Consider the following 22,125-nt stretch of genomic DNA (forward strand, 5'->3'; position numbering starts at 1 on the left):
CGCTCAACCCACATCACCTGGCGTGCGCGGCCCCGGCGGCTTCCAGATTCAACCCGTGGTTCAGCATGCCCGCCGCGACGGCGCCCGCCGAGGCGGCGATGACCGCGCCCTGAAGGGGCGTCGTGAGGTCACCCGCCGCGTAGATGCCAGGGATGGACGTCTCTCCCTGCGCATTCACCCGGACGTAGCCCTGCTCATCCAGCGCGAGCCCCAGCCGCTCCACGACGGGCACCTGACGCTGGGGCGGACGGGCGAAGAGGACGTCCCTGCGCACCCGCGTCCCGCCCTCCAGCTCCACCGCCTCCAGCGCGTGCTCCCCCGAGCCGGGAACGAGGCGGAGGATGCGCCGCTCCTCCAGCCGCGCTCCGGCCCGCTCGAGCTGGATGCGCTTGTCGGCGGACACCGGGACGGCCCCCGCCGTGAAGACCACCATGTCGCGGGACCAGCCCGTCAGGAACAGGCCGAAGTCGACCAGCGCCTCGCTCGTCGCGAGCACACCCCAGGCGCGGTCCCTGACCTCCCAGCCGTGACAATACGGGCACTGGAAGAGAGCCTTGCCCCACACCTCGCGGTAGCCCGGCAGGTCCGGCAGCACGTCCACCATCCCCGTCGCGAGCAGCACCCGCCGCGCCTCCACCACCTCGTCCCCTTCCAGCTCCACGCGGAAGCCCGGGCCGTCGCGGAGGATGTTCCTCACCCGCACGTCGCGCACCTCGACGTCGTAGGGGCGGAGCTGCTCCCGGCCGATGCGCCGGAACTCCTGGGGCGGCGTGCCATCCCGGGTGGCGAAGCCGTGCATCTCCACCGCCGCCGCGTTCCGGGGCGGGCCCGCGTCGCAGAGCAGCACCTTCTTGCGCCCGCGTCCCAGGTTGAGCGCCGCGTTCAACCCCGCCGGCCCACCTCCCACCACCACCACGTCCTTCGTCGTCTTGGATTCCATGGGGGAATTGCTAGACGCGAGGCCCCCAGCCCGGGAGGGCGCGGCTTCGCGCGAAATCGGCGCATCCTCCGGTCCTCCCGTTGGCCTCGGGGAGGGGGCGGCCAGGCGCCGCCGGACGCTCGGAACCGGAGGGTGCGGCCAGACATTGCCCAGCATGCAAGCCCCCGAGGTGTTAGAGAGCCGGTTCCTCTGAAAGGTAACGGACATGATTCCCTTTTCCGTCCTCGACCTCTCCCCCATCACCCAGGGCAGTGACGCCTCGCGGGCCCTGCGCAACACCCTGGACCTGGCGCGGCACGCGGAGCGGTGGGGCTACAAGCGCTACTGGCTCGCCGAGCACCACAACATGACCGGCATCGCCAGCGCGGCGACGTCGGTGGTCATCTGCCACGTCGCCGGGGGCACCTCGACCATCCGCGTGGGCGCGGGCGGCATCATGCTGCCCAACCACGCGCCGCTGGTCATCGCCGAGCAGTTCGGCACGCTGGAGGCCCTCTTCCCCGGCCGCATCGACCTGGGCCTGGGACGCGCGCCCGGCACGGACCCTCGCACCGCCCGCGCCCTGCGCAGGGACCTCGCGAGCAGCTCGGAGTCCTTCCCGCAGGACGTGCTGGAGCTGCAAGGCTACTTCGAGCCCGCGACGCCGCATCAGGCCATCCGCGCCGTGCCCGGCGCGGGGCTCAAGGTCCCCCTCTGGCTGCTGGGCTCCAGCCTCTTCAGCGCCCAGCTCGCGGCGATGCTCGGCCTGCCGTTCGCCTTCGCCTCGCACTTCGCGCCCGGCCACATGATGCAGGCGCTGCAGCTCTACCGGAGCAACTTCAAGCCGTCCGAGTCGCTCCAGCGGCCGTACGCCATGCTCGGCATTGGCGTCATCGCGGCGGACACGGACGCGGAGGCGCGGCGCCTGGCCACCTCGCTCCAGATTCAGTTCCTCAACCTGCAGCGGGGCACGCCCGGCCAGCTCCAGCCGCCCGTGGACAGCATGGACGGGCACTGGTCGGAGCATGAGCGCCTCTCCGTCGAGCACACCATGTCGTGCTACGCCATCGGCTCACCGGCGACGGTGCGCCGCGAGCTGGAGTCCATCATCGCGCGCACCGGCGCGGACGAATTGATGGTGACGGCCCACGTCTACGACCACGCGGCGCGCCTGCGCTCGTTCGAAATCACCTCCCAGGTCCACGACGCCATGGCCATGGAAGGCGCTTTCCAGCGGCCCGCTACGACGGAAGCCACTCGCTGAGCAAGCAGTCCCCGAGCTGTCACGCCCCGGCAACACTGGCCGGGGCGGACAACCAAACGCGGCGAGGCGGCGCCCTGGGTCCCCGGCTGTTCATAGGGTAAAGCCAGACACCGCCATGACGCCCCGCAGCACGCTCTCGTGAAGGCCCGCGAGCCCTCATCGCGGGCCGAGGCCGTTTCGACCGCCGCCTCCCCGCGGAGCCGCGCATCTTTTTCGCGCCTGGGTGTGTTGTCCCCTCCCCAGCCTGAGGGGAACTGTCGCCACAAATCACAGCGCGTCCCCCCTGGCCCGCAGCTCCTGCGCGAACGCCGGAACAGCACCTCCACGGCCTGAACCTTGCTTCATGTTTGCAAGCCTTACCTGTTTGAACAGCAATCAGTTGTTTCACGGTTGTATCTATTGCAACAGGAGCAGTGACAAATGAATCACGGATATCGGCCGGGGCGAGGGGGCTCCGGGGCGTTGCTCGGGATGCTCATGGCCTTCGGGACGGCGTGTGGCCAGGGAGAGAAGGCACCCGAGACGCCTCCGGGGAACACACCCGCCGCCGTACGCAACACCGGGGAGCGCGAGCCCGTCGCCACGCGGCGTGACGCGCTCGCCACGCAGACGGCCGTCACCTACGGGTATGACGCGCTGGGCCGGCTGGCCTGGGCGGAGTACCCGGCCTCCACGAAGCGCATCGTCTACAGCTACGACAGCGCGGGCAATCGCACGCAGCGCGTCATCGACACGACCATCACCAACCCCACCCCCGCGCTTCCGACGCCATGACTCAGGACGGGTCCGTGACACATACGACGAGAGAGAAGAAGTCCATGACGAGGGCGTGGGCCGGCGCACTGGCGGCCGTGTTCCTCGGCTCCTGCGGAGAGCCGGAGCAGGCCGCGAAGTCCACGGCCGCGCAGCCGTGCAGCCCCAGCGTGGTGGCCGCCGTGCGGGGCGGCATCGCGAGCGCGGGTGAGTGGAACGCCGAGCGTGAGGCACAAGCGCTCGTGCCCCGGACGCTCTACGTCCCCACCGCGCTGGAGTGGCGGGGCGAGAAGTCCGTGGTGGAGGCGGCGAAGGCGAGCCTGCGCTTCGTCCAGTCGGACGGGACACAGCTGGACTGCGCCTATGCGGTGCGCGGCGGGGCGCTGGAGCTGGACACGTGCGACCGGGCCGACGCCCTCGTCGCGGACGTGGTGCGCGCCGAGCTGACGGTGGTGGACGCGGCGGACGGCGCGGTGACGGCCTGCCTCCAGGCGCCGGCGCAGGACGGCCTGCCCGGGGCCGCGCTGCTGGACCGCGTGGAGGACGCGCACGACGGCGTCTCCGGCGGTGAGGAGTCCTCGTGGCGCCCGGGAGAGCCGCGCGAGGTGCAGGAGCTTCCCCGCGCCCCCGGCCCGCGGCTGCCCGCGATGGAGCAGGTGCGCGCGCCCGCGGTGACGATGGCGGAGGCGCGGCGTTTCTATGAGCAGCAGGCGCTCGAGGCGCCCATGGCGCAGGCCCTGGCGCAGCCCGTCAGCGACGTCACCGAGCTGGCCCGCGCCCTGCGCAACGACGTGGACCGCATCTACGAGTACGTCCACGACAACATCACCTTCGTCCCCACGTGGGGCCTGCGCAAGAGCCCCCTGGCCGTCATCCTGGACCAGTCGGGCAACGCCTTCGACCAGGCGAACCTCATGGTGCAGCTCCTGCGCGCCGCCGGCTACACGGCCGACCTGGTGCAGGGCGAGGTGCGGCTGACCGGCACCGACATCGAGATGCTGTTCGGCACGAAGAAGGACAACGTCATCCCCTACCTCGTGCCCAGCGGCGGCATCCCCATGGCGTACTGGGTGGATGGCACCGGCAACGTCCCGCAGATGGACATGGGCCACGTCTGGGTGCGTGCCACCGGCAAGGAGCTGGGGACGACGTACTACCACTTCGACCCGGCCCGGAAGCAGGCGTCGCTCACCACCGCGGCCGTCACCCTGGCCACGGCCATGGGCTACACCCAGACGGACTTCCTCACCGCCGCGGGCGGCGTGGACGGTGACGTCGTGGGGGCCTCGCTGAAGAGCTTCAACGGCACGGCCATCCGCCAGAAGCTGCACACGTACACGACGAACCTCATCAACCACCTCAACGCCAGCCACCGGTTCAAGACCCTGGACCAGGCGCTGGGTGGGCGGCCCATCCTGTCCATCGTCGGACAGGCGGACCTGCGCGTCACGGCCAACGCGAAGCTGAAGCCCAGCACCACGCCGGCCATCTGGGCGTCGGTCCCCACCACGCACCAGCCCACGCTGCGGCTGCAGCTCGCGGGCATCGACAAGACGTACTACGCGGCGGACCTGGGCCCCAAGCGGCTCACCCTCCGCTACGGCGCCGACAACAAGGCCGTGCTGCTGCTGGACGGGGCCACGGTGGCCACCGCGACCACGGCGGGCACCGCCGGCGGCGTCCAGAGCATGACGGTCACCATCAACGAGCCGTACGCCGCCAACAGCGGCACCTACGCGGACCAGTCCGGCACCATGAGCCTGCGCGTGGGCTCCGGCTACACGTACGCCGTCATGAACGGCTGGGGTGACACGTCCCGCGCCACCGCCGAGCACCACCGCAACATGGCCACCGCCTCGCGCGTGGCGGGCAGCACGGCGGACTCCGAGCCGGTGCTGGGCGAGAGCCTGCAGCAGCTCGCGGACCTGTGGCTGTCGGAGCGCAGCGGCTCCATGCGCCTCGTCGAGCGCGCCACGGGCTCCTTCGTCTACGCGCACCACATGGTGGGCGTGACGGGGCAGACGACCGCGCCCTACGTGGACATCCCCTTCGGCGCCGTCTTCACCGTCTCCAAGGCGGGCGGCAACGACTCGACGGCGTTCTTCTCGTCCTCCGGCTTCGGCAGCGCCTTCGAGTCCACCGTCATCGAGCAGACGCAGACCGTCCAGGGCATCTCCACGGTGAGCCTCTTCGACGTGGCCAACACCGCGGGGAAGACCTTCTACGAGGCGACGAGCGCCAACTGGGCCACCATCAAGCCCAAGCTGGCGGCCCTCAACTTCGACGCCAACGAGCTGGCCAACGCCGAGGCGTACATCAACGCGGGCTACCGGCTCATCATCCCCGGCGAGGGCAACCTCGGCCAGGGCTCGTGGGTGGGCTTCACCTTCCTGGGTGTCAGCTCCAGCAACACCAGCATCGGCCACATCATCAACGGCGCCAAGGGCGGCTTCTCCAGCGCCACGGTGACGTCCGGCACCACGTCCACCGGCATCACCTCCACCACCCAGTCCAGCACCACCAGCGGCGGCATCTCCAGCTACCAGCCCGTCTCCGGTGACCCCGTCAACATCGTGACGGGTGACTTCGTGCACAAGGCGAAGGACCTGTGGGTGGGGCCGCAGGACGTGGAGCTCGCCTTCGAGCGCAGCTACAACTCGGCGGCGTACCTGCGTGACGGCGTGCTGGGCCGGGGATGGGGACACAACCTCGACATCCGCATCCGCGAGGACAGCGACGGCTTCCAGGGCCTCGGCGAGGACTCCACCGCGGACGCCGCCGCCATGGTGGTGGGCCTCTACGTCTCGCACGACCTGCTGGCCTCCTCCAAGGGGCTGAAGAACCTGGTGCTGGCCACGCTGGCCCAGGAGTGGGCGACGCAGGCGCTGGTGGACAACTCCGTGACGATGACGTCCGCGGGCGCCAACCAGCAGTTCATCAAGGCGCCCAACGGCCTGGACGCTGGCGGCGCACTCCTCTACCGCTACCTGCCGCCCCCGGGCACGGCCTCCACGCTGACGAAGCCGGCCAACTGGCAGCTCACGACGAAGACCCAGGACGTCATGGCCTTCAACGCCGACGGCACCCTGGCCACGCTGCGCAACCCCAACGGCGTGGGGCTGACGTTCACCTATACCAGCGGCCTGCTCTCGTCCGTGACGCACACGTACGGCTGGAGCCTGGCCTTCACGTACACCTCGGGGCGCCTCACCCGCGTCGCCGACGCGGCCGGCCGGGGCGTGGACTTCACCTATACGGGCAGCGACCTGACGGCGGTGAGGGACCCGCGGCTGAACTCGACGACGTACGGCTACGTGTCGGCGGGGCGCCTGCAGCGCATCTTCTACCCCACGGCGCCCACCGCGGCCTTCGTCACCAACACGTATGACTCGCTGGGCCGCGTCAAGGAGCAGCTCGACGCCAACAGCAAGCTGACGCAGTACTTCGTCGCCGGCTCCCGGACGGAGGAGGTGAACCCGCTCGGCCACTCGAAGACCTGGTACTTCGACGCCAACGGGCAGGTGCTCCGCTTCATCAACCCGCTCGGACGCGTGACGACGTACGCGTACGACGGCCAGCAGAACCTCGTGAGCACCCGGACGCCCGGCGGCAACGAGACGGTGCAGACGTACGACGCGCGCTACAACGTCATCGAGACGCGTCTCAAGCCCAACACGGGCACGGGCGACATCGTCACCACGGCCTCCTTCCACACCACGTGGAACAAGCCGGCGTGGACGAAGGACGCCCGCGGCAACCAGACGTCCTTCACCTACGACACCAAGGGCAACCTCACCCAGCGCACCGAGCCGCTGGTGGACGGCGTCCAGCCCACGTGGACGTGGACGTACAACACCCGCGGGCAGGTGACGCAGGAGACGGACGCCACCAGCCGCGTCATCACCTACGTCTACGACGAGGCCGGCAAGAAGACGCTCCTCCAGAAGAAGGTGGACCCGGCCGGCCTCAACCTGGTGACGGAGTACACCTACACGGCGGCCGGTGACGTCGCCACCGTGAAGGACCCGCGCGGCTCCACCACCACGTACGCGTACAACGCCAACCGCCAGCGCGAGCGCGAGACGCTCCCGGTGCCCGCGACGGGGCTGGCCGCCCCGGTGACGGAGCACACCTACGACGCGCTCGGCCGCCTGACGGAGACGCGCCGCCAGCTCGGCACGCAGTGGCTGCGCCAGGCGCGCGCGTACACGGCCACGGACAAGCTGGCCTCCGTCTCCGTGTGGGCCTACACCGTGGACGCCACGACGCCCCGGACGCTCAACGCGTATGACGACGCCGGACGGCTCCTGTCGGTGACGGACCCCGAGGGCCGGGTGACGCGCTACCAGCGCTACGCCGACGGCAAGGAGCAGTACGTCTACAAGGCGTACGGCACCGCCTCCCAGGTCACCCAGGCCACGTACACGTACAACGCCGACGCCCTGCCCCTGACGCTGACGGACGCCCGGGGCAACAAGACGACGAACGAGTACGACGCCTACGGCCGCCTGAAGCGCTCCTACCAGCCCCACCCGACGACGCCCGGCACCTCCAGCACGACGGACTACGAGGAGCTCGGGTACGACGCGGACGGCAACATCACCAGCCGCCGCACCCGCGCCGGCCAGCTCTTCACGTACACGTACGACGCGCTCGGCCGCCAGCGTCAGCAGACGGGGGGCGGGCTGCCCAACATCGGCTACGACTTCGACGCCGCCGGCCGCCCCTCCCGCACGCGCTACGAGGACGGCACCCACGTCATCTCGTACACGTACGACACCGCCGGGCGCATGTCCCAGACGAGCGACGTCGTCGGCACGTGGACGCGCAACATCGGCTTCACGTACAACGCCGCCGGCAACCTCGCGCGGCTGACGTGGCCGGACAACTACTACGTCACCTACGACTACGACGCCGCCAACCGCCTCACCGCGGTGAAGGAGTCGGGCACCACCTCGCTCGTCACCCTCGGGTACGACCAGCTCTCGCGGCGCACCTCCATGGTTCGCGGCGGGGCGACGACGTCGTACGCGTACACGCAGCGGGGCCTCGTCCACACCATCACCCACGACGTCGCCGGCACCGCCGACGACGTGACGTTGACGTACGGCTACAACAAGGCCAACCAGCTCACCGGGGCCTTCTCGACGAACGCCGCCTACGTCCACGTGCCGGGCGCGGTGACGACGGAGGCCTTCACGTCCAACGGCCTCAACCAGTACACCGCGTGGAAGGGCCAGGCGCAGGCCCACGACACCAACGGCAACGTCACCAGCAGCAATGGCCGGACGTTCGCCCATGACGCCCTGAACCGGCTCGCCAGCTCCACCCAGGGCACCACGACGACCACGTACACCTTCGACCCCACGGGCCGGCAGGTGAAGAAGTCCGTCGGCACCACCGTCAGCCAGGTGCTGTACGCGGGCCTCGCGGAGCTGGGGGACTACAACGGCTCCAACGCCCTCATCCGGCGCTACATCCCCGGCCCGGCGATGGACGAGACGCTCGCCATCATCGAGGGCACCGCGAAGAAGTACCTCCTGACGGACCGCCTCGGCAGCGTCATCGGCGTCACCGACGCGGCGGGCACCGTGACGGAGAAGTTCAGCTATGACCCGTTCGGCGAGTCGTCGCAGGCCCTGTGCCAGGCGACGACGGCGGGCTGCACGCCGCTGCGCTGGCTGGGCCGCCGCCACCAGGCGGAGTCGGGCCTCGTCGACCTGCGCGCACGGGCCTACGCCCCGTGGCTGGGCCGCTTCGTCCAGACGGACCCCATCGGCACCAAGGACGACGTCAACCTCTACGCCTACGTCCGCAACGACCCGCTCAACCTCATCGACCCGCTCGGCACCGAGGCGAAGAGCTCCGGCGGCCTCTTCTCCAGCTCCACGTGGGACAAGATACAGCTCGGTCTGACGGGCGCGGGCTTCATCCCGGGCCTGGGCATCGTCGCGGACGTCGCCAACGCCGGCATCTCCGCGGTCCGTGGCAACTACCTGGACGCCGCGCTGTCGCTGGGGGCCGCCGTGCCCATCGTCGGCGACATCGCGGCCGGAGCACGCGTGGCCAACAACGCGCCCCGCGTCTTCTGGGCGGGAGGCAACGTGGCGGAGACCGCCGCCCAGGGCCTGGCCAACCGCATCGGCGGCGTCACCCTGGACATGACGGCCCAGGGACGCGCCACGGCCCAGCAGACGGCCAACCTGCCCTGGGACCAGGCGAGGCCGCTGTGGCTGAACACCTCCGTCGACTTCGCCTCGGGCGCCAAGGGACCGGCGCACGTGGTGCACAACTCGGCGGGTGTCTCCACCAGCGCCATCTGGCGGGACGAGTACAAGACGCTCCTCAACAACCCGAGCGTGACGTCCATCGAGTTCTGGGTCACCAACCCGAACGGTGGCGCCCTCCAGCACGTCCACTCCATGAAGCTGCGCTAACACCCGCCCGGTAGGGGGGCGGGCCCACCGAGGCCCGCACCCCGGCACCGGGTGTCCCCCGGTCCGAGCGCCCTCATCCCGGCGCTCGGACCGGTTCCCCGGCAGTCACATCGGCACGTGCCACATTGCCGGTCATCCAGCGCCATGGGATGGAGATCCACATGTTCAAGGAACCGAGAATCAACGTCATCGAGAGTGATGAGGGCTTCAGCGTCGAGGTGCTGGGCAGGACGGGGCTCCGCTACACGGAGGGCTCGCGCTCGACGGTGGTCGACTCCGAGGTGGTGATGGGGCCGTCCGGTCTCGCCGTGTATCAGTCGAGCATCCACGCCTGGAGCGACGGCGGGCAGATTGACGCGCAAGAGCGGGCCCGCATCGTGAAGAACCTCCAGCGGGCGTTCGCCTTCAAGGGCTACGACATCGACATCATCTAGCGATGCCGCGCCGGGTCATGCCGCGCTTCGTCACAATCAGTCTAAAATGTCAACATGGTTAAACCTGTATTATCCATTAAGTGTTGACTGACTGAAATTCCTGTTATATCCCCCAAACGGTGAACCGAGGCCGGCCCGCGTCTGGCGGAGCCCCTCACCCAAACCGCCCGCATGAACAGCCACACCCCGGACGTGAATCACGTCCGGGCCGGGGGCTTTCATCGACTGCCCCTCGGAGTGGAAGCAGGGGCGCCAAGGGGGAGCCATGCAACTGGTTGGAACCAGCAACGACAGTCCGTCCTTCGAAGTCCAACGGTTGAGGGAGCACGTCTTCACGCGGCTGCGCCCCTACCTCTCCGCGAAGAACCTCGAGGGGGCCATGAGGTGCGCGGCGCGGCTCTACACGGAGCTGCCCGACAAGCACGCGCTGGAGCGCAACACCGTCCTGGTGGCGTTCGGCGGCGGCAAGGACAGCTCGTACATGCTGACCTTCGTGCGCGCCATCCAGCTCATCCTCTTCCGTGTGTACGGAGGGACGTTCCGGCTGCGGGTGGCCACCAACCGGCACGCGGGCATGCCGCGGGCGGTGATGGAGAACATCCACCGCGTCTACCAGGCGCTCGGGCTGCCGGAGGACCCGCTGTGCGAGCTGCTGCTGGTGGACGGCCACGAGGCCCGCACGTTCCACGTGGACATGCCCGTGCCGGAGTCGCTCGTGCGCCGCAACCGCGAGGACATCCTGATGACGGGCCACCGCACCCTCGCGGACGCGCGCCCCACCTTCTGCAACGCCTGCAACCTCAGCATGGTCAACTCCTTCGGGCTGGCGGCGGCCCATGAAGGTGGCGTGGACCTCATCGTCACCGGCGACTCGCGCCGGGAGCAGCGCGCCTATCTGCTGTGGGTCAACCGCCTGGCCCAGCAGTTCGAGCTGGGCTCCGCGAGCACCGGGCGCACGGGCTTCAAGGGCTTCCTCGGGACGATGGACAACATCTCCCGCGCGTACTTCCAGGACATCCACGGCGGCCACGCCCCCGAGGCCCTGGAGGAGCGGCGCATCGAGGCGCGGGTGCGCGAGGAGCTGAAGTTCTTCTCCATCTACGACGACACCGCCTACTCCGCGGGAGACCACTGGGAGCTGCTCACCGACTACCTGGGCTTCGAGTTCGACGAGGTGGCCTTCAGCTTCACCGAGTCCGACTGCGGCAACCCGGCGCTGATGGCGCACCTGCGCGGCCTCAAGTGCGAGCGGCTGTACGGGCGCAGCTACGAGGAGGGCATCGCCGAGTACGTGCGCTTCGCCCTGTCGCTGATGCGCCAGAAGCAGTTCCCCCCGCAGCTCGTCGAGACGATGGTGGCGCGCTACGGCGACTCCGCCAGCGTGGCGCGGATGCGCGAGCGGATGGACACCTTCGCCCGTGAGTCCTTCGGGCTCACGCCGGCGCACCTGGTGTGCATGGTGTACTCGCCCTTCGCGGACGGCGGGAGCAACCTGCAAGGCTACCTGGAGCGGGAGCTGCCCCACCTGGCGGCCCGCGCGCCCGCCCTGCACGCGCTGCTGCGTGACGGCACCCCGCCCGTCCCGGGCACCGAGGCCGCCGACCTCCAGCTCGAGCTGGAGACGGCCAGCGGGCTGTCGCTGGCGCAGCTGCGGACGCTGTACGCGCGCCCGCTCCACCCGCCCGCGGCCGCCGGCGAGCGGCAGGGCCTCATCGGCGCCATCCTCGACCGGGACCCGCACAAGGACACCGTCGAGACGCGCCATGCGCCCGGTGGCCCCGTGGTGAAGGAAACCCTGAGCGGCCGCTGAGCCGAGGTCCTCCAGCAATGACACACACCCCCGCCGCCTTCGTCCAGGTCGGAGCCACCCGCGACGGCCTGGACCCGTACCTGGATGCCGCGCGCCGCCGCGGCATGCCGGCCATCCTCGTCGAAACGCCTGCCTACCTTCGCTGGCGCCGGCAGCTCGGACGGCGCCCGTTCGACGTGGAGCTGCCCGTGGCCCACCCGGCGGACACCGAGGAGGTGCGCCGGGCACTGGAGTCCCACGGGGCGCCGGTGGCGCTCGTGCTCGCGGGCTTCGAGCGCTACGTGGGCAGCGCGTTCGCGGTGGCGCCCCAGGTGGAGCGCGGGCCCAGGAACCGCTGGCCGCGCGGCCCCTTCCTGCCGGTGGACAAGTGGGGCCAGCGCTCCGCGCTGTCCGCCCGGCGTCCGGACATGGCGCAGCCCCGCCACGCCAGCTTCGCCGCGGGCGAGCCCGGCATGGCCGCGGCGCTGGACGCGGTGGGCTACCCCCAGGTGGTGAAGCCCTCCAACGGAGGCGGCGGCCTGGGCGTGTTCATCGCGGAGAGCGCCGCCCGCCGGGAGCAGGCGCTCTCGCGGCTGTCCCACATCGCCAACTACGACGGCGAGCCCTTCGAGCGCGTGCTCGTGGAGGAGTACGTCGAGGGGCGCGAGCACTCCATCCAGGGGCTCGCCCATGAAGGCCGCGCGCTCATCCTCACCACCTGCGAGAAGTTCATCACCCGCGAGGAGGCGCCGGGCGGCGCGGGCCTGCGGGGCTTCCGGGAGTCGGGCCACATCGCCACCCACGGCAACCGGGCGGCGGCCCCCCTGCGCGAGCTGACGCAGGCCTGCCTGGACGCCACCGGCTACCGCGAGGGCCCGTTCCACGTGGACATCATCCAGAACGGGCGCGGCGCCTTCTTCATCGAGATGGGCTTCCGCCTGTCCGGCGGCGGGCTGGTGGCGCTGGTGGAGAAGGCCACCGGCATGAAGTGGGCGGAGATGGTCTTCGAGACGCACCTGGGCGAGCGCGTGCCCACGCTGGTGCCCGAGCGGGGCTACGTGGGGCAGGTCACCGCCGCGACGGAGGAGGAGCTGGCCGCCGGAGAGCGCCTGCGCGAGCGCGGCCTGCGGGTGGACATCCAGCGCATGGCGCCGCCCCCTCCCGCACCGGAGCCCGGCTCGGAAGACGAGACGAGCCTGGCGTCGGACCGGCTGCGCCACACCGGCTTCGCCGGCCGAATCACCCTGCACGGCGACTCGCTGGAGCAGGTGAGAGACCTTCTCCGGGGCTGCATCGAGTCCCGCCTGGGAGCCTGAAGCCATGTGTCGCCTCATCCTCGCGCGGGGCCGCTTCTCCGCCCGCGCCATCGCCGACGCGGCCGTCGCCATGAGCGAGGGCCACACGGCCCAGCACGAGGGCCCCATCCGCTGCCACCCCAACGGCTGGGGCGCGCTCTGGAAGTCCCCGGGCTCTCGCCATGGCCTCGAGGCCCACCGCGACACGCGGACCATCCTCGAGGGCCTGGAGGACTCTCCGGTTCCCCGGCTGGAGACGGACTTCCTCGCCATCCACGTGCGCCACGCGACGCTCTCGCACACGCGCGGCCTGGAGTACACACACCCGCTCCAGCGCGGCGAGGAGGGGGCGGTCCCCTGGTACTTCATGCACAACGGCTTCCTGCCCACCGTGCACCGGCTGCTGGGGATGGAGCGCTCCCACTTCGACTCGCGCGAGTACTTCGACTACATCATCCCCTCGGACACGGACGCGCTGGACACCCGCGCCGCGCTGGAGCGGCTGCGGGCCATTCCTCCCGGCGGCAGCTCGGGCAACGCCATCGCGGTGAATCCGCGGCGGGCGTACCTGCTGCACTGGAGCCCCGCGGACACGCCCTACCCGCGCTACTTCCAGATGCACCGGCTGGCGACGCCCGACTTCGTCGTGCTCGCCTCGGAAATCATCCCCGCGCTCGGCCCGGCGGAGCGCTGGGAGCCGGTGCCTCGCGAATACATCCTGGAGGTCCCCCTGGAAGGCACGGGGACAGGAGCATGACGATGACTCAGACGGCGGTTTGGGAGAAGACGCAGTACTACACCCCGGCGGAGGCGCCAGGCCCCGAGGTGCTGAAGCGGCTGGTGCGCGGCGAGCAGAGCCTGGCGGTGTTCAAGGGGCTGCTGACGCCCGAGGAGCTGAACACCCAGCGCGAGCGCATCCGCGCGGAGTTCGCGCGCGCGCACACCACCCGCTACGTCAACGGCGCGCTGACCACCATCGGCCCGTACCTGGCGAAGTACCTGCCGAACACGGTGGCGCCGTACTTCGAGGAGGCGGCGCAGACGCGGGAGCTGTTCGAGCGCATCGGCTTCGACCTGGGCGTCCTGGTGCGCGAGCGCCTCCAGAAGGCGCTGGGGCTGCGCTCCTTCGCGCCGGCGCGCGAGCCGGACGGCCGCTGGTACGCGGACTCCATCGTCCGCATCCACGCGAACGGCGTGCGCAACCCGCTGCACAACGACAACGTGATGCGCGACGCGGCGCCCTCGGGGCTCAGCCTGGCCCGCCTCACGCACCAGCTGAGCTGCGTGGTGTGCATCCAGGAGTGCGACACGGGCGGGGAGCTGTACCACTACCGCAAGCGCTGGCACCCGGACGACGAGGTCTTCAAAATCAAGGAGGGCCTGGGCTACGACGAGAAGGTCGTGAGCGGCCAGCCGCTCAACATCTTCAAGCCGCAGACGGGCGACGTGTACCTGCTGAACCCGACGTACTACCACTCCATCGAGCGGGTGGGCGGAGCCGACCGCATCACCCTCGGCTTCTTCATCGGATTGCCGGGTGATAGCGTCGAAGAAGCCGTCATCTGGAGCTAGTCCATGGCCTTTCGGGATATCGCGCTCGCCATCCTCGTGGCGCTGGTGTGGGGCTTCAACTTCGTGGTCATCAAGGAGGGGCTGACGGCGTTTCCGCCGTTGCTCTTCTCCGCCCTGCGCTTCGTGTCCGCGGCGGTGCCGGCGGTCTTCCTGCTCCGCCGGGGGACCATCCCCTGGAGCGTCATCCTGAAGGTGGGCCTGGTGCTGGGCGTGGTGAAGTACTCGCTGATGTACCTGGGCGTGAAGGCGGGGATGCCGGCGGGGCTGTCCTCGCTGGCCATCCAGTCCCAGGTGCTGTTCACCGCGGGGCTGTCCGCGTGGGTGCTGAAGGACGCGCCCGCGCCGTGGCAGCGCGTGGGCATCGGCGTGGCGCTGGCGGGAATCCTGCTCATCGCCACCACGCGGCAGGGTGACGTCAACGGCGCGGGCTTCGCGCTCCTCATGGGCGCCGCGGCGGCCTGGGGCGTGGCCAACATCCTCATCAAGCAGGCGGCGGTCGACTCCTTCCGCCTCATGGTGTGGATGAGCGTGGTGCCGCCGCTGCCCCTGTTCATCCTGTCCTTCCTCTTCGAGGAGGGGCAGCTGGAGGCCCTCTCCCGGCTGGACGCGAAGGGCGTGGGCGCGGTGCTCTACACGGGCCTCATCGCCACCGTGCTCGCCTTCGGCGTCTGGGGGTACCTGTTCCGCAAGTACTCTCCCAACGTGGTGTCACCATTCTCCCTGCTGGTGCCGGTGTTCGGCATGACCCTGTCCTCGGCGGTGCTGGGCGAGCGGCTCAGCCCGATGGAGATGGGGGCGGCGGGCCTGGTGCTGGCGGGCCTGGTGCTCATCGTCCTGGGACGGAGGCTGCCGGGTGCCGCCGCCGCGCCCACTGCCGCCGCCGCGCCCACCAAGGGATGAAAGACTTCATGACGACAGACATGCACGAGAAGCTGGTCCAGCTCTTCGAGTCGCACGGCGCCACCTTCCGCGTGGTGGAGCATGAGCCCGAGGGCCGCACGGAGCTCATCAGCCAGGTTCGCGGCAACGCCCTCTCCCAGGCGGCCAAGGCCATGGTGCTGATGGTGAAGCAGGGCAAGAAGGACCGCCGCTACTTCCTGGCGGTGGTGCCCGGCGACTGCCGCGTGGACCTGGAGGCGGTGAAGACGCTGGGCCGGGGCACACACGCCATGTTCGCGCCGCCTCCCGTCGCCGAGGAGCTGACGGGCTGTGTCATGGGCGCGGTGCCTCCCGTCTCCTTCCACCCGGACCTGAAGCTGCTGGTGGACCCGAAGCTGCTGGAGCACGAGGAAATCGTCTTCAACTCCGGGCGCCTGGACCGCTCCGTCTTCATCCAGCGCGAGGGCTACCTCAAGGCCGCCCAGCCCGAGGTGGCCACCATCGGCACGCGCTGACGGCGCGGCCGGGACGGCGGGAAGGCGGAGCACGCCTTCCCGCCGGACTTCAACTCCCCATCAGTGGCAGGCCGCCGTCGGCGAGCCGCCGTTCTGGTTGGTCCAGAAGCTCTCCGGGCCGCTGCACGAGCCGGCGAACGGGTCGTCCTGCGGGTAGCCGTAGCGCTGCACCTCGAAGTGCAGGTGGTAGCCGGAGGAGTTGCCGGAGCTGCCGGAGCGGCCCAGGTAGGTGCCGCAGGAGACGGCCTGGCCGGCGGACACCGCCACGGTGCCGTTCGTCATGTGGGCGAAGACGGAGTACCAGCTGTTGCTGTTGTTGATCTTCGCGTAGTTGCCGAAGCCGCCGCCGCAGGTGCTGCCCACGTAGCCCACGGTGGGGCACCCATCGTTGCGGCTGTACACGGAGCCGCTGTCACCCGAGTAGATGTTGCTGCCGCTGGAGGCGAGGATGTCCGTGCCCCGGTGGCCGTTGTACGTGGAGCTGTTGCACTTCCAGGACCGCAGGCCGCCGCTGGAGTCGTTGTCGTAGTAGGCGCTGAAGCCGGGCCAGTACGTCAGCGGCCAGCGGTAGCGCGCCGTGCCGTGCATGGCGGTGACGCTGTCGTCGCACGCCACCGTCTGGGGCCCCTCGTGCGCGTCCGGCGCGGGCTCGGACACCGCGTAGGCGAGCAGGCCGAGCCGGCCCTCCGCGCGCCCCAGCTCCCTCACGTCACCGCCACCGGCGGGCGTCTCCACGAAGGCGACCGTGCCGCCGGCCTGCCGCGCCAGCAGGACGTCCCCGTCCGAGGTCCACATGGGCGAGTGGCCCTGGCCGAGGCTGTAGGCCCGCGTCACCTCCCGCGCCCCGTCGAACTCCAGCACCCGCACCTCGCCGTCATTCGTGTAGTGCGTCCCGTACAGCAGCCGCGTGCCGTCCGGCGACCACTTCATCTCGGTGTTGGACGAGGGGTTGGGAATGAAGGAGGCGTCCACGTCGGCGCGGCCGATGTTGGTCACCTGCGCCAGCTTGGAGCCGTCCACGTCCACCTTCCAGAAGGACGTCAGCCCGGTGCGCGCGCCCGAGAGGAACAACAGGCTCCTGCCGTCCGGCGTCCACATCGGCTCGGCATCGTCGGCGCCCTGGGTGAGGGCCGTGTCCACGCCGCTGTCCAGCTCGCGGACGTGCAGCGCGTAGCCGCCCGGCATGGCCCCGGCCGTCCACGAGTCCGGCAGCCGCGCATAGGCCAGGCGGGTGCCATCCGGAGACAGGGCCGGCGAGGTGGCGCGCTCCACCAGCAGCCGGGACTCGCCGTCCTTCAGCAGGTACACCTCCATGTCCGTGGTGGAGTAGATGATGCCCTCGTGCGCCGGGCTCCACATGGCGCGCAGCACCTTCTGGTCCGTGGTGAGCCTGCGCGGGCCGGAGCCATCCGCGGCCACGGACCACAGGTTGAAGCCCGTGAGCGCGTCCGAGTTCTCCAGGACCTGCCGCTCCGCGCCGAAGAGGAGCCGGTCCCCCGCGCGCCCGAAGCTCGTCTGCACCTCCACGTCCAGGTCGAGGACCGGTGACGGCGCGCTGTCCTCACGCACCAGCACGAGGTCTCCATCCACGACATGGGGCTGCCCGGAAACGTCCGCCGGGCCCTCACAACCGCCCCACAGCAGGGCGGAGGCCAGACAGACTGTGACGTGTTTGCTCGAGAACAGACGGGTATTGCGCATGTGGAACCTCTCCGTGGGGGTACCGCGCCGCACCGCACACCGACCTGGAGCGCCCTCATGGAAGCTCCCGTCGGGCCCATCGATTTTCTCATTCCTGCCCAAATCAAGCAATACAAGCTCAGTCTGGATAATCAGCTTACATCAGCAATTCTGAATCATTTACCTTGTTTCTGGAAACAACGCCGTCTGGAGAGAATGACTCACCCGGTCAAGGTATGGATTTACCCGGGTCTAAACAGTTCACCCCGATATTCACTGATTCGCGGCATTCAACGTCTCTGGCCTGGAGCATGATGCGTGCGCCCTTCTCCCTCCCGGAGAAGGAGCCACTCGGTGGTCGACCGAGAATGGAGAGCCACATGCGTCATATCCAGGTGGGACTCATGGCTGTTGGCCTGCTCGCGTTCGGTGCCGGCACGGCACAGGCCGCCGGGAACAAGGCGGAGAACCGCGGCTACGCGGAGTCGCTGTACGCCGAATACGCGGCCGGCGCGGGTGGCCGGGTTGCCTTCGACGTGGAGACGCTGGCCTCGGGCCCGCTGAAGCAGGTCGCCAACGTCCCCTTCGGCGAGCTCGTCAAGGCCACCGACTTCATGGTGGACGCCGACCAGGTGGGCACCGAGGTCCGCGCTCCCCGCTTCGTCGCGCCGTACGCCACGCGCGGGTACGACGTCTACATGGCGTCGGAGCTGAGGAACACCCCGGCGGGCTTCGAGACGGTGGCGGGCTACCCCATCACGGCGGGCACCTGGCGGAAGCTGGAGGTGTCCACCACCATCGGCTCGGAGACGCGGCGGCACGAGGCCCTGGAGTTCTGCTGGGCCTCGCTCGGGCACTGCACGGTGCTGGACCCCACCGTCGTCTTCATGGAGTCCACGGCGAAGAACCGGACGCGCCTGATGGCCGAGGGCTGGGGCCCGAAGGTGGCCGAGGAGAAGAGGCCCGTGGCGCAGGGGGATGAGCCGGTCAGCCTCGCCGCCTGCGGCCTGGCGAGCAACCCCGCCTATATCGGCAAGTCCCTGACCTGGGGCGCGTGGACGCAGACCTACTACAACATCTACGGCGGCACCCTGGTCCGGAAGAGCCTGGGCGGGCAGCAGTCCGGCGTCCGCTGCAACTCGAGCTGTCAGCCGGCGCCGTTCGGCTACAGCAACGTCTCCAGCTGCCAGGGCTTCCTGGGCTGGAGCTGCTCCTGCGACAACGACTTCGGCTATGGCGCCACCGGCACCACCGGCAAGTGGATTGCCGAGACCAAGTGCACGCACAAGTTCGCATTCTCGGCCTCGGCTTCGGCCTCCGTCTCGAACTACGGAAGCGCCAGCGTGAGCATCAACTGGACCATGGACGGCACGCCGGACGGCAACGGCGGCTACTACATGGACACCTGCGGCTACTTCTGAGTCGTCGTCCAGGGACGCGTCCCTTCACCCGCGCGGCCGCACGGGTGAAGGGGCGGGGGCGCTACCGCCACGGGGGGCTCGGCTGCATCGCCTCGGGCCGCCGGTTGTCCGTGGACTCGTTGGGCTCGGCGCACCGGCACGTCTCGCAGCCGCGGTCCCGGTCCAGGGTGCAGCTCACGGCGGTGAGGCACGTGAGGTTGCGCGACTCGGCGCAGCGCGTTTCGCCCTTCTTCTCCTCGTTCCTGGCGCCGTGGCTACAGCCCGCCACGGCCAGCATCACCGCCGCCACCCACCACCGCCGCCCACCGCTCCGCTTCGTCTCCAGCGTCATGTCCCGACCTCGGTCTTCATCGGGGCCGCCGCCACGGCCGCGAAAGGCCCCGCGGAGCCTTCATACCCAGGGGCCGCGGCGCGGAGAACAGGCTCACGCCTCGGGCGCGGGCTGCTCCTCGGGCTGCTCCGGCGTGGCGCCGTGCCGGCGCCGCCAGCGCTCCACCATCAGCAGGAGCGACGGGAAGCCGAGCAGCACGATGACCATGTTGATGCCGAAGCCCAGGTTGGCCAGGTCGCCAATGGAGTTGAGGCCCGGGTGCTTCGCGAGAATCAGCGCCACGAAGCCGATGGCGCTCGTCAGCAGGCCACCGGTAATCGCCCGGCCCGTCTCCGCATACACGGAGATGAAGTCCGCGCCCGGCTCACCCAGCCGCTGCACCAGGTGCACGCCCGCGTCCACCGTGGTGCCAATCAGCACCGGCAGCACCATGATGTTCAGGTAGTTGAACTGCAGGCCCAGAATCGACATCAGGCCCACCAGCCCGATGACGGACAGCAGCGTGGGCACCATGCAGATGAGCGCCGTGCGCAGCCTGCCCAGCGTCAGCCACATCGCCGCCAGCACGCTCAACACCGCCGCCACGAGGATGCGCGGACCCTCGCGCGACACCATGTCCAGGATGTCCGCCAGGATGAGCGCCTCGCCCGCCGCGGACACCTGGCTTCCGTCCGGCATGTGCAAATCGCGCACCTCCTTGGCGAAGCGCCGCGTCCCCTCACCGTCCGACAGGCTCACCCCGCCGCCCGCGTACACCAGCACCGCGCCGCCCGTGCTGCCGTCCAGGTTCTCGAACTGGTGCTTCACGCTGGCCGGCAGGTCCTGCTGCGTGAAGGGCTTCGCCCGCGCCATGTTCAGCGCGCGTGTCAGCGTGGCGCGCGTGTCCTCCGGCAGCCGCTCCGGGTCCAGCTTCTCCAGCTTCGACGCAATCGCCTGGAGGATGGACTGCTTCTCGTCCTGCCGCCGGGGCACCAGGTCCTCCAGCGCGCCCACGAAGTCGATGGTGGAGTCCTTGCCCCGCGCCGCCTTGCGCGCCTCCAGCTGGCGCACCACCTCGCGCTCCATCTCCCGCGAGTCCGTCAGCACCACCACCGGCGTCTGCGAATAGCCGAGGATGTTGTTCACCTTCTGGTCCAGCACCGCCGACGCCTGCTTGTAGTCCTCCAGCGTGCGCGAGTCGTAGTTGAACGACACCCGGTGCGCCTGCGACACGAGCGCCAGCACGCCCACGCCCACCACCAGCCCCACGCCCCGGTACGAGCGAGGCAGCCACCGCGCCAGCAGCCCCAGCGGCCCGGACGAGCCCTGGTGCAGCCGCGGCGCCCAGCCGAAGCGCGACGCCAGCCCCAGCAGCGCCGGCAGGATGAGCAGGTACGCGAAGATGCTCACCAGCATGCCCACCGCGGCGATGATGCCGAACTCGCGGAACGCCCTGAACTCGGACATGGCGAGGCTGAGGAACGTCAGCGCCGCCACCAGCGCGGCGATGAGCGCGGAGAAGCCCGTGTGCCGGAAGGACTCCGCCACCGCGTCCTCGCTGCCCATTCCCTCCGAGCGCAGCGTGCCGTAGCGCCCCAGCAGGTGGATGCCGTGCTCCACGCCCAGGCCGCCCAGCACCGCCGCCAGGAAGCCCGTCAGGAGGTTGACCTGCCCATACGCCAGGCCCACGAAGCCGTACGTCCACCCCAGGCCCGCCACCACCGGCAGCATGGTGAAGCCCACGGACAGGCCGCTGCGGAAGTGGAAGGCCAGGTAGACGAGCAGCAGCACCATGGCCAGCGTGGACGCGCTCGCCAGGTCCCCGACGATGACGCGCTGCTGGTCTATCTTCTTCTTGAAGGTGCCCGTCACCGCCGTCTTGAAGCCCGGCCCGTACTTCGACAGGTCCTGCTTCGCCAGGAACTCCTCCACCTGGCCCACCACCTTCTTCGAGTACGTCAGGTCGGCGGCGCTGCCCCGCGGCTTGGCCATCAGCACCACCATGCGCTCGGCCGGGTCCAGGTAGTACAGGTCTCCCTGGCCGGCCATGCGCTGGTTGGCGCGGCCCGTGTACTTCTGCTCGATGTCGGAGAAGTCCACGGACGGCGGCGGCGAGTCATCCAGCCGGACGAAGAGCGGGTTGGCCTGCTCCTTCTCCCAGGTGATGCGCGCGTCGATGCGGTCCTGGATGGTCTTCAGGTCATCGACGTCCACGTAGTACAGCGAGTGCTCGTCGAAGAAGGAGCGGGGCCGCTGGTGATTGACGTAGCGGATCTCCGACAGCTGCGCGAGCTGCGGCGCCAGGTCATCCGCGAAGCGCTTGAGGGCCTCGGGCTCCGCGCCCATGCCCACCACCACCACGTTGCCCTGGCCACCGAAGCGCTTGCGCAGCTTGTCGATGTCCTGGACGCTCGGGAAGTTCTTCGGCAGGAGGCCCACGAAGTCGGCGTTCAGGGTCAGCGTCCTCGAGAAGAAGACGCCCGCCACCGTCAGCACCAGCGCCAGAACCAGCGCCTGGAAGGGCCGCCGGTGATTCCTCGCGGCCAGGCGACCCATCGCCCCCTCGAACCGCTCCGACCAACGCTTCTCACCCATGTTGCGGCACCTGCTGTGTTGATTGGCCGAAATCGTGGCCCACCTTGGGCACGCGCCAACCGGCGAGTCAACGCGTTTATGCCGGAAGGCGGAAAGTAAGGTTACGAACGACCCCGCCTTTTTAATGGGGACACCGCGCGGATGCCCGCCTGTCCGCGGGGCCGTTTCCGCTGGAGGACGAGCCCTTGTAACCCACCTGAATCACGGCCATGAGCATGGCCCGTGCCGTTCCCCTGGAGGGCGGACGGGCAGGCTTCGGAGC

General features: G+C 69.9%; 15 protein-coding genes. 11 read left to right on the plus strand and 4 right to left on the minus strand.

What is annotated here, in order from left to right; all coding sequences use genetic code 11:
• Nucleotides 1–13: 13 nt before the first annotated feature.
• Nucleotides 14–940 (minus strand): NAD(P)/FAD-dependent oxidoreductase, encoded by a 927-nt coding sequence (locus tag K8638_RS30155; protein WP_223758131.1) that lies wholly within the window; start codon nt 938–940, stop codon nt 14–16.
• 205 nt (nt 941–1,145) lie between these two features.
• Here K8638_RS30155 and K8638_RS30160 point away from each other — a divergent pair, with 205 nt between their 5' ends.
• The 10 genes from K8638_RS30160 (at nt 1,146) to K8638_RS30205 (ending at nt 15,857) form a co-directional block, all read left to right on the plus strand.
• Nucleotides 1,146–2,183 carry an LLM class flavin-dependent oxidoreductase gene (locus tag K8638_RS30160; RefSeq protein ID WP_223758132.1) on the plus strand — a complete coding sequence of 346 codons (1,038 nt, stop codon included), beginning with the start codon at nt 1,146–1,148 and terminating at the stop codon, nt 2,181–2,183.
• 420 nt (nt 2,184–2,603) lie between these two features.
• Nucleotides 2,604–2,957, plus strand: a complete 354-nt coding sequence (locus K8638_RS30165) for a hypothetical protein (protein WP_223758133.1) — start codon at nt 2,604–2,606, stop codon at nt 2,955–2,957.
• A 44-nt stretch (nt 2,958–3,001) separates the two neighbouring features.
• A complete protein-coding gene (locus K8638_RS30170) occupies nt 3,002–9,373 on the plus strand; it encodes an RHS repeat-associated core domain-containing protein (RefSeq protein ID WP_223758134.1) in 6,372 nt (2,123 codons plus the stop codon).
• Between the two features lie 161 nt (nt 9,374–9,534).
• Nucleotides 9,535–9,807, plus strand: a complete 273-nt coding sequence (locus K8638_RS30175; RefSeq protein ID WP_223758135.1) for a hypothetical protein — start codon at nt 9,535–9,537, stop codon at nt 9,805–9,807.
• Between the two features lie 265 nt (nt 9,808–10,072).
• A complete protein-coding gene (locus tag K8638_RS30180) occupies nt 10,073–11,617 on the plus strand; it encodes a hypothetical protein (protein WP_223758136.1) in 1,545 nt (514 codons plus the stop codon).
• A 17-nt stretch (nt 11,618–11,634) separates the two neighbouring features.
• Nucleotides 11,635–12,912 carry an ATP-grasp domain-containing protein gene (locus K8638_RS30185; protein ID WP_223758137.1) on the plus strand — a complete coding sequence of 426 codons (1,278 nt, stop codon included), beginning with the start codon at nt 11,635–11,637 and terminating at the stop codon, nt 12,910–12,912.
• 4 nt (nt 12,913–12,916) lie between these two features.
• On the plus strand, nt 12,917–13,648 hold the full coding sequence (locus tag K8638_RS30190) for a class II glutamine amidotransferase (RefSeq protein ID WP_223758138.1): 732 nt from the start codon (nt 12,917–12,919) through the stop codon (nt 13,646–13,648).
• A gap of 2 nt (nt 13,649–13,650) precedes the next feature.
• The gene (locus K8638_RS30195; protein ID WP_223758139.1) at nt 13,651–14,463 is read left to right on the plus strand and encodes a hypothetical protein; all 813 of its coding nucleotides are present in this window, start codon (nt 13,651–13,653) and stop codon (nt 14,461–14,463) included.
• Nucleotides 14,464–14,466: 3 nt separating this feature from the next.
• Nucleotides 14,467–15,363 (plus strand): EamA family transporter, encoded by an 897-nt coding sequence (locus K8638_RS30200; protein ID WP_223758140.1) that lies wholly within the window; start codon nt 14,467–14,469, stop codon nt 15,361–15,363.
• An 8-nt stretch (nt 15,364–15,371) separates the two neighbouring features.
• Nucleotides 15,372–15,857, plus strand: a complete 486-nt coding sequence (locus tag K8638_RS30205) for a YbaK/EbsC family protein (RefSeq protein ID WP_223758141.1) — start codon at nt 15,372–15,374, stop codon at nt 15,855–15,857.
• Between the two features lie 60 nt (nt 15,858–15,917).
• Here K8638_RS30205 and K8638_RS30210 read toward each other — a convergent pair whose 3' ends face one another.
• On the minus strand, nt 15,918–17,558 hold the full coding sequence (locus K8638_RS30210; protein ID WP_223758142.1) for a M23 family metallopeptidase: 1,641 nt from the start codon (nt 17,556–17,558) through the stop codon (nt 15,918–15,920).
• 359 nt (nt 17,559–17,917) lie between these two features.
• Here K8638_RS30210 and K8638_RS30215 point away from each other — a divergent pair, with 359 nt between their 5' ends.
• Nucleotides 17,918–18,958, plus strand: coding sequence for a hypothetical protein (locus K8638_RS30215; RefSeq protein ID WP_223758143.1), 1,041 nt, complete (start codon nt 17,918–17,920; stop codon nt 18,956–18,958).
• 61 nt (nt 18,959–19,019) lie between these two features.
• Here K8638_RS30215 and K8638_RS30220 read toward each other — a convergent pair whose 3' ends face one another.
• Together K8638_RS30220 and K8638_RS30225 are read right to left on the minus strand one after the other, a co-directional pair.
• Nucleotides 19,020–19,289, minus strand: a complete 270-nt coding sequence (locus K8638_RS30220) for a hypothetical protein (protein ID WP_223758144.1) — start codon at nt 19,287–19,289, stop codon at nt 19,020–19,022.
• Nucleotides 19,290–19,382: 93 nt separating this feature from the next.
• Nucleotides 19,383–21,863, minus strand: coding sequence for an RND family transporter (locus K8638_RS30225; RefSeq protein WP_223758145.1), 2,481 nt, complete (start codon nt 21,861–21,863; stop codon nt 19,383–19,385).
• Nucleotides 21,864–22,125: the final 262 nt, after the last annotated feature.

It is taken from the genome of Myxococcus sp. RHSTA-1-4 (assembly GCF_020037125.1).
GTDB lineage: Bacteria > Myxococcota > Myxococcia > Myxococcales > Myxococcaceae > Myxococcus.

What these genes read in the sequence shown, in the direction of transcription:
- K8638_RS30215 (WP_223758143.1), top strand. Translation starts at nt 17,918, where the DNA reads ATGCGTCATATCCAGGTGGGACTCATGGCTGTTGGCCTGCTCGCGTTC.
- K8638_RS30185 (WP_223758137.1), top strand. Translation starts at nt 11,635, where the DNA reads ATGACACACACCCCCGCCGCCTTCGTCCAGGTCGGAGCCACCCGCGAC.
- K8638_RS30200 (WP_223758140.1), top strand. Translation starts at nt 14,467, where the DNA reads ATGGCCTTTCGGGATATCGCGCTCGCCATCCTCGTGGCGCTGGTGTGG.
- K8638_RS30165 (WP_223758133.1), top strand. Translation starts at nt 2,604, where the DNA reads ATGAATCACGGATATCGGCCGGGGCGAGGGGGCTCCGGGGCGTTGCTC.
- K8638_RS30205 (WP_223758141.1), top strand. Translation starts at nt 15,372, where the DNA reads ATGACGACAGACATGCACGAGAAGCTGGTCCAGCTCTTCGAGTCGCAC.
- K8638_RS30180 (WP_223758136.1), top strand. Translation starts at nt 10,073, where the DNA reads ATGCAACTGGTTGGAACCAGCAACGACAGTCCGTCCTTCGAAGTCCAA.
- K8638_RS30190 (WP_223758138.1), top strand. Translation starts at nt 12,917, where the DNA reads ATGTGTCGCCTCATCCTCGCGCGGGGCCGCTTCTCCGCCCGCGCCATC.
- K8638_RS30155 (WP_223758131.1), bottom strand. Translation starts at nt 940, where the DNA reads ATGGAATCCAAGACGACGAAGGACGTGGTGGTGGTGGGAGGTGGGCCG.
- K8638_RS30225 (WP_223758145.1), bottom strand. Translation starts at nt 21,863, where the DNA reads ATGGGTGAGAAGCGTTGGTCGGAGCGGTTCGAGGGGGCGATGGGTCGC.
- K8638_RS30195 (WP_223758139.1), top strand. Translation starts at nt 13,651, where the DNA reads ATGACTCAGACGGCGGTTTGGGAGAAGACGCAGTACTACACCCCGGCG.
- K8638_RS30170 (WP_223758134.1), top strand. Translation starts at nt 3,002, where the DNA reads ATGACGAGGGCGTGGGCCGGCGCACTGGCGGCCGTGTTCCTCGGCTCC.
- K8638_RS30220 (WP_223758144.1), bottom strand. Translation starts at nt 19,289, where the DNA reads ATGACGCTGGAGACGAAGCGGAGCGGTGGGCGGCGGTGGTGGGTGGCG.
- K8638_RS30210 (WP_223758142.1), bottom strand. Translation starts at nt 17,558, where the DNA reads ATGCGCAATACCCGTCTGTTCTCGAGCAAACACGTCACAGTCTGTCTG.
- K8638_RS30160 (WP_223758132.1), top strand. Translation starts at nt 1,146, where the DNA reads ATGATTCCCTTTTCCGTCCTCGACCTCTCCCCCATCACCCAGGGCAGT.
- K8638_RS30175 (WP_223758135.1), top strand. Translation starts at nt 9,535, where the DNA reads ATGTTCAAGGAACCGAGAATCAACGTCATCGAGAGTGATGAGGGCTTC.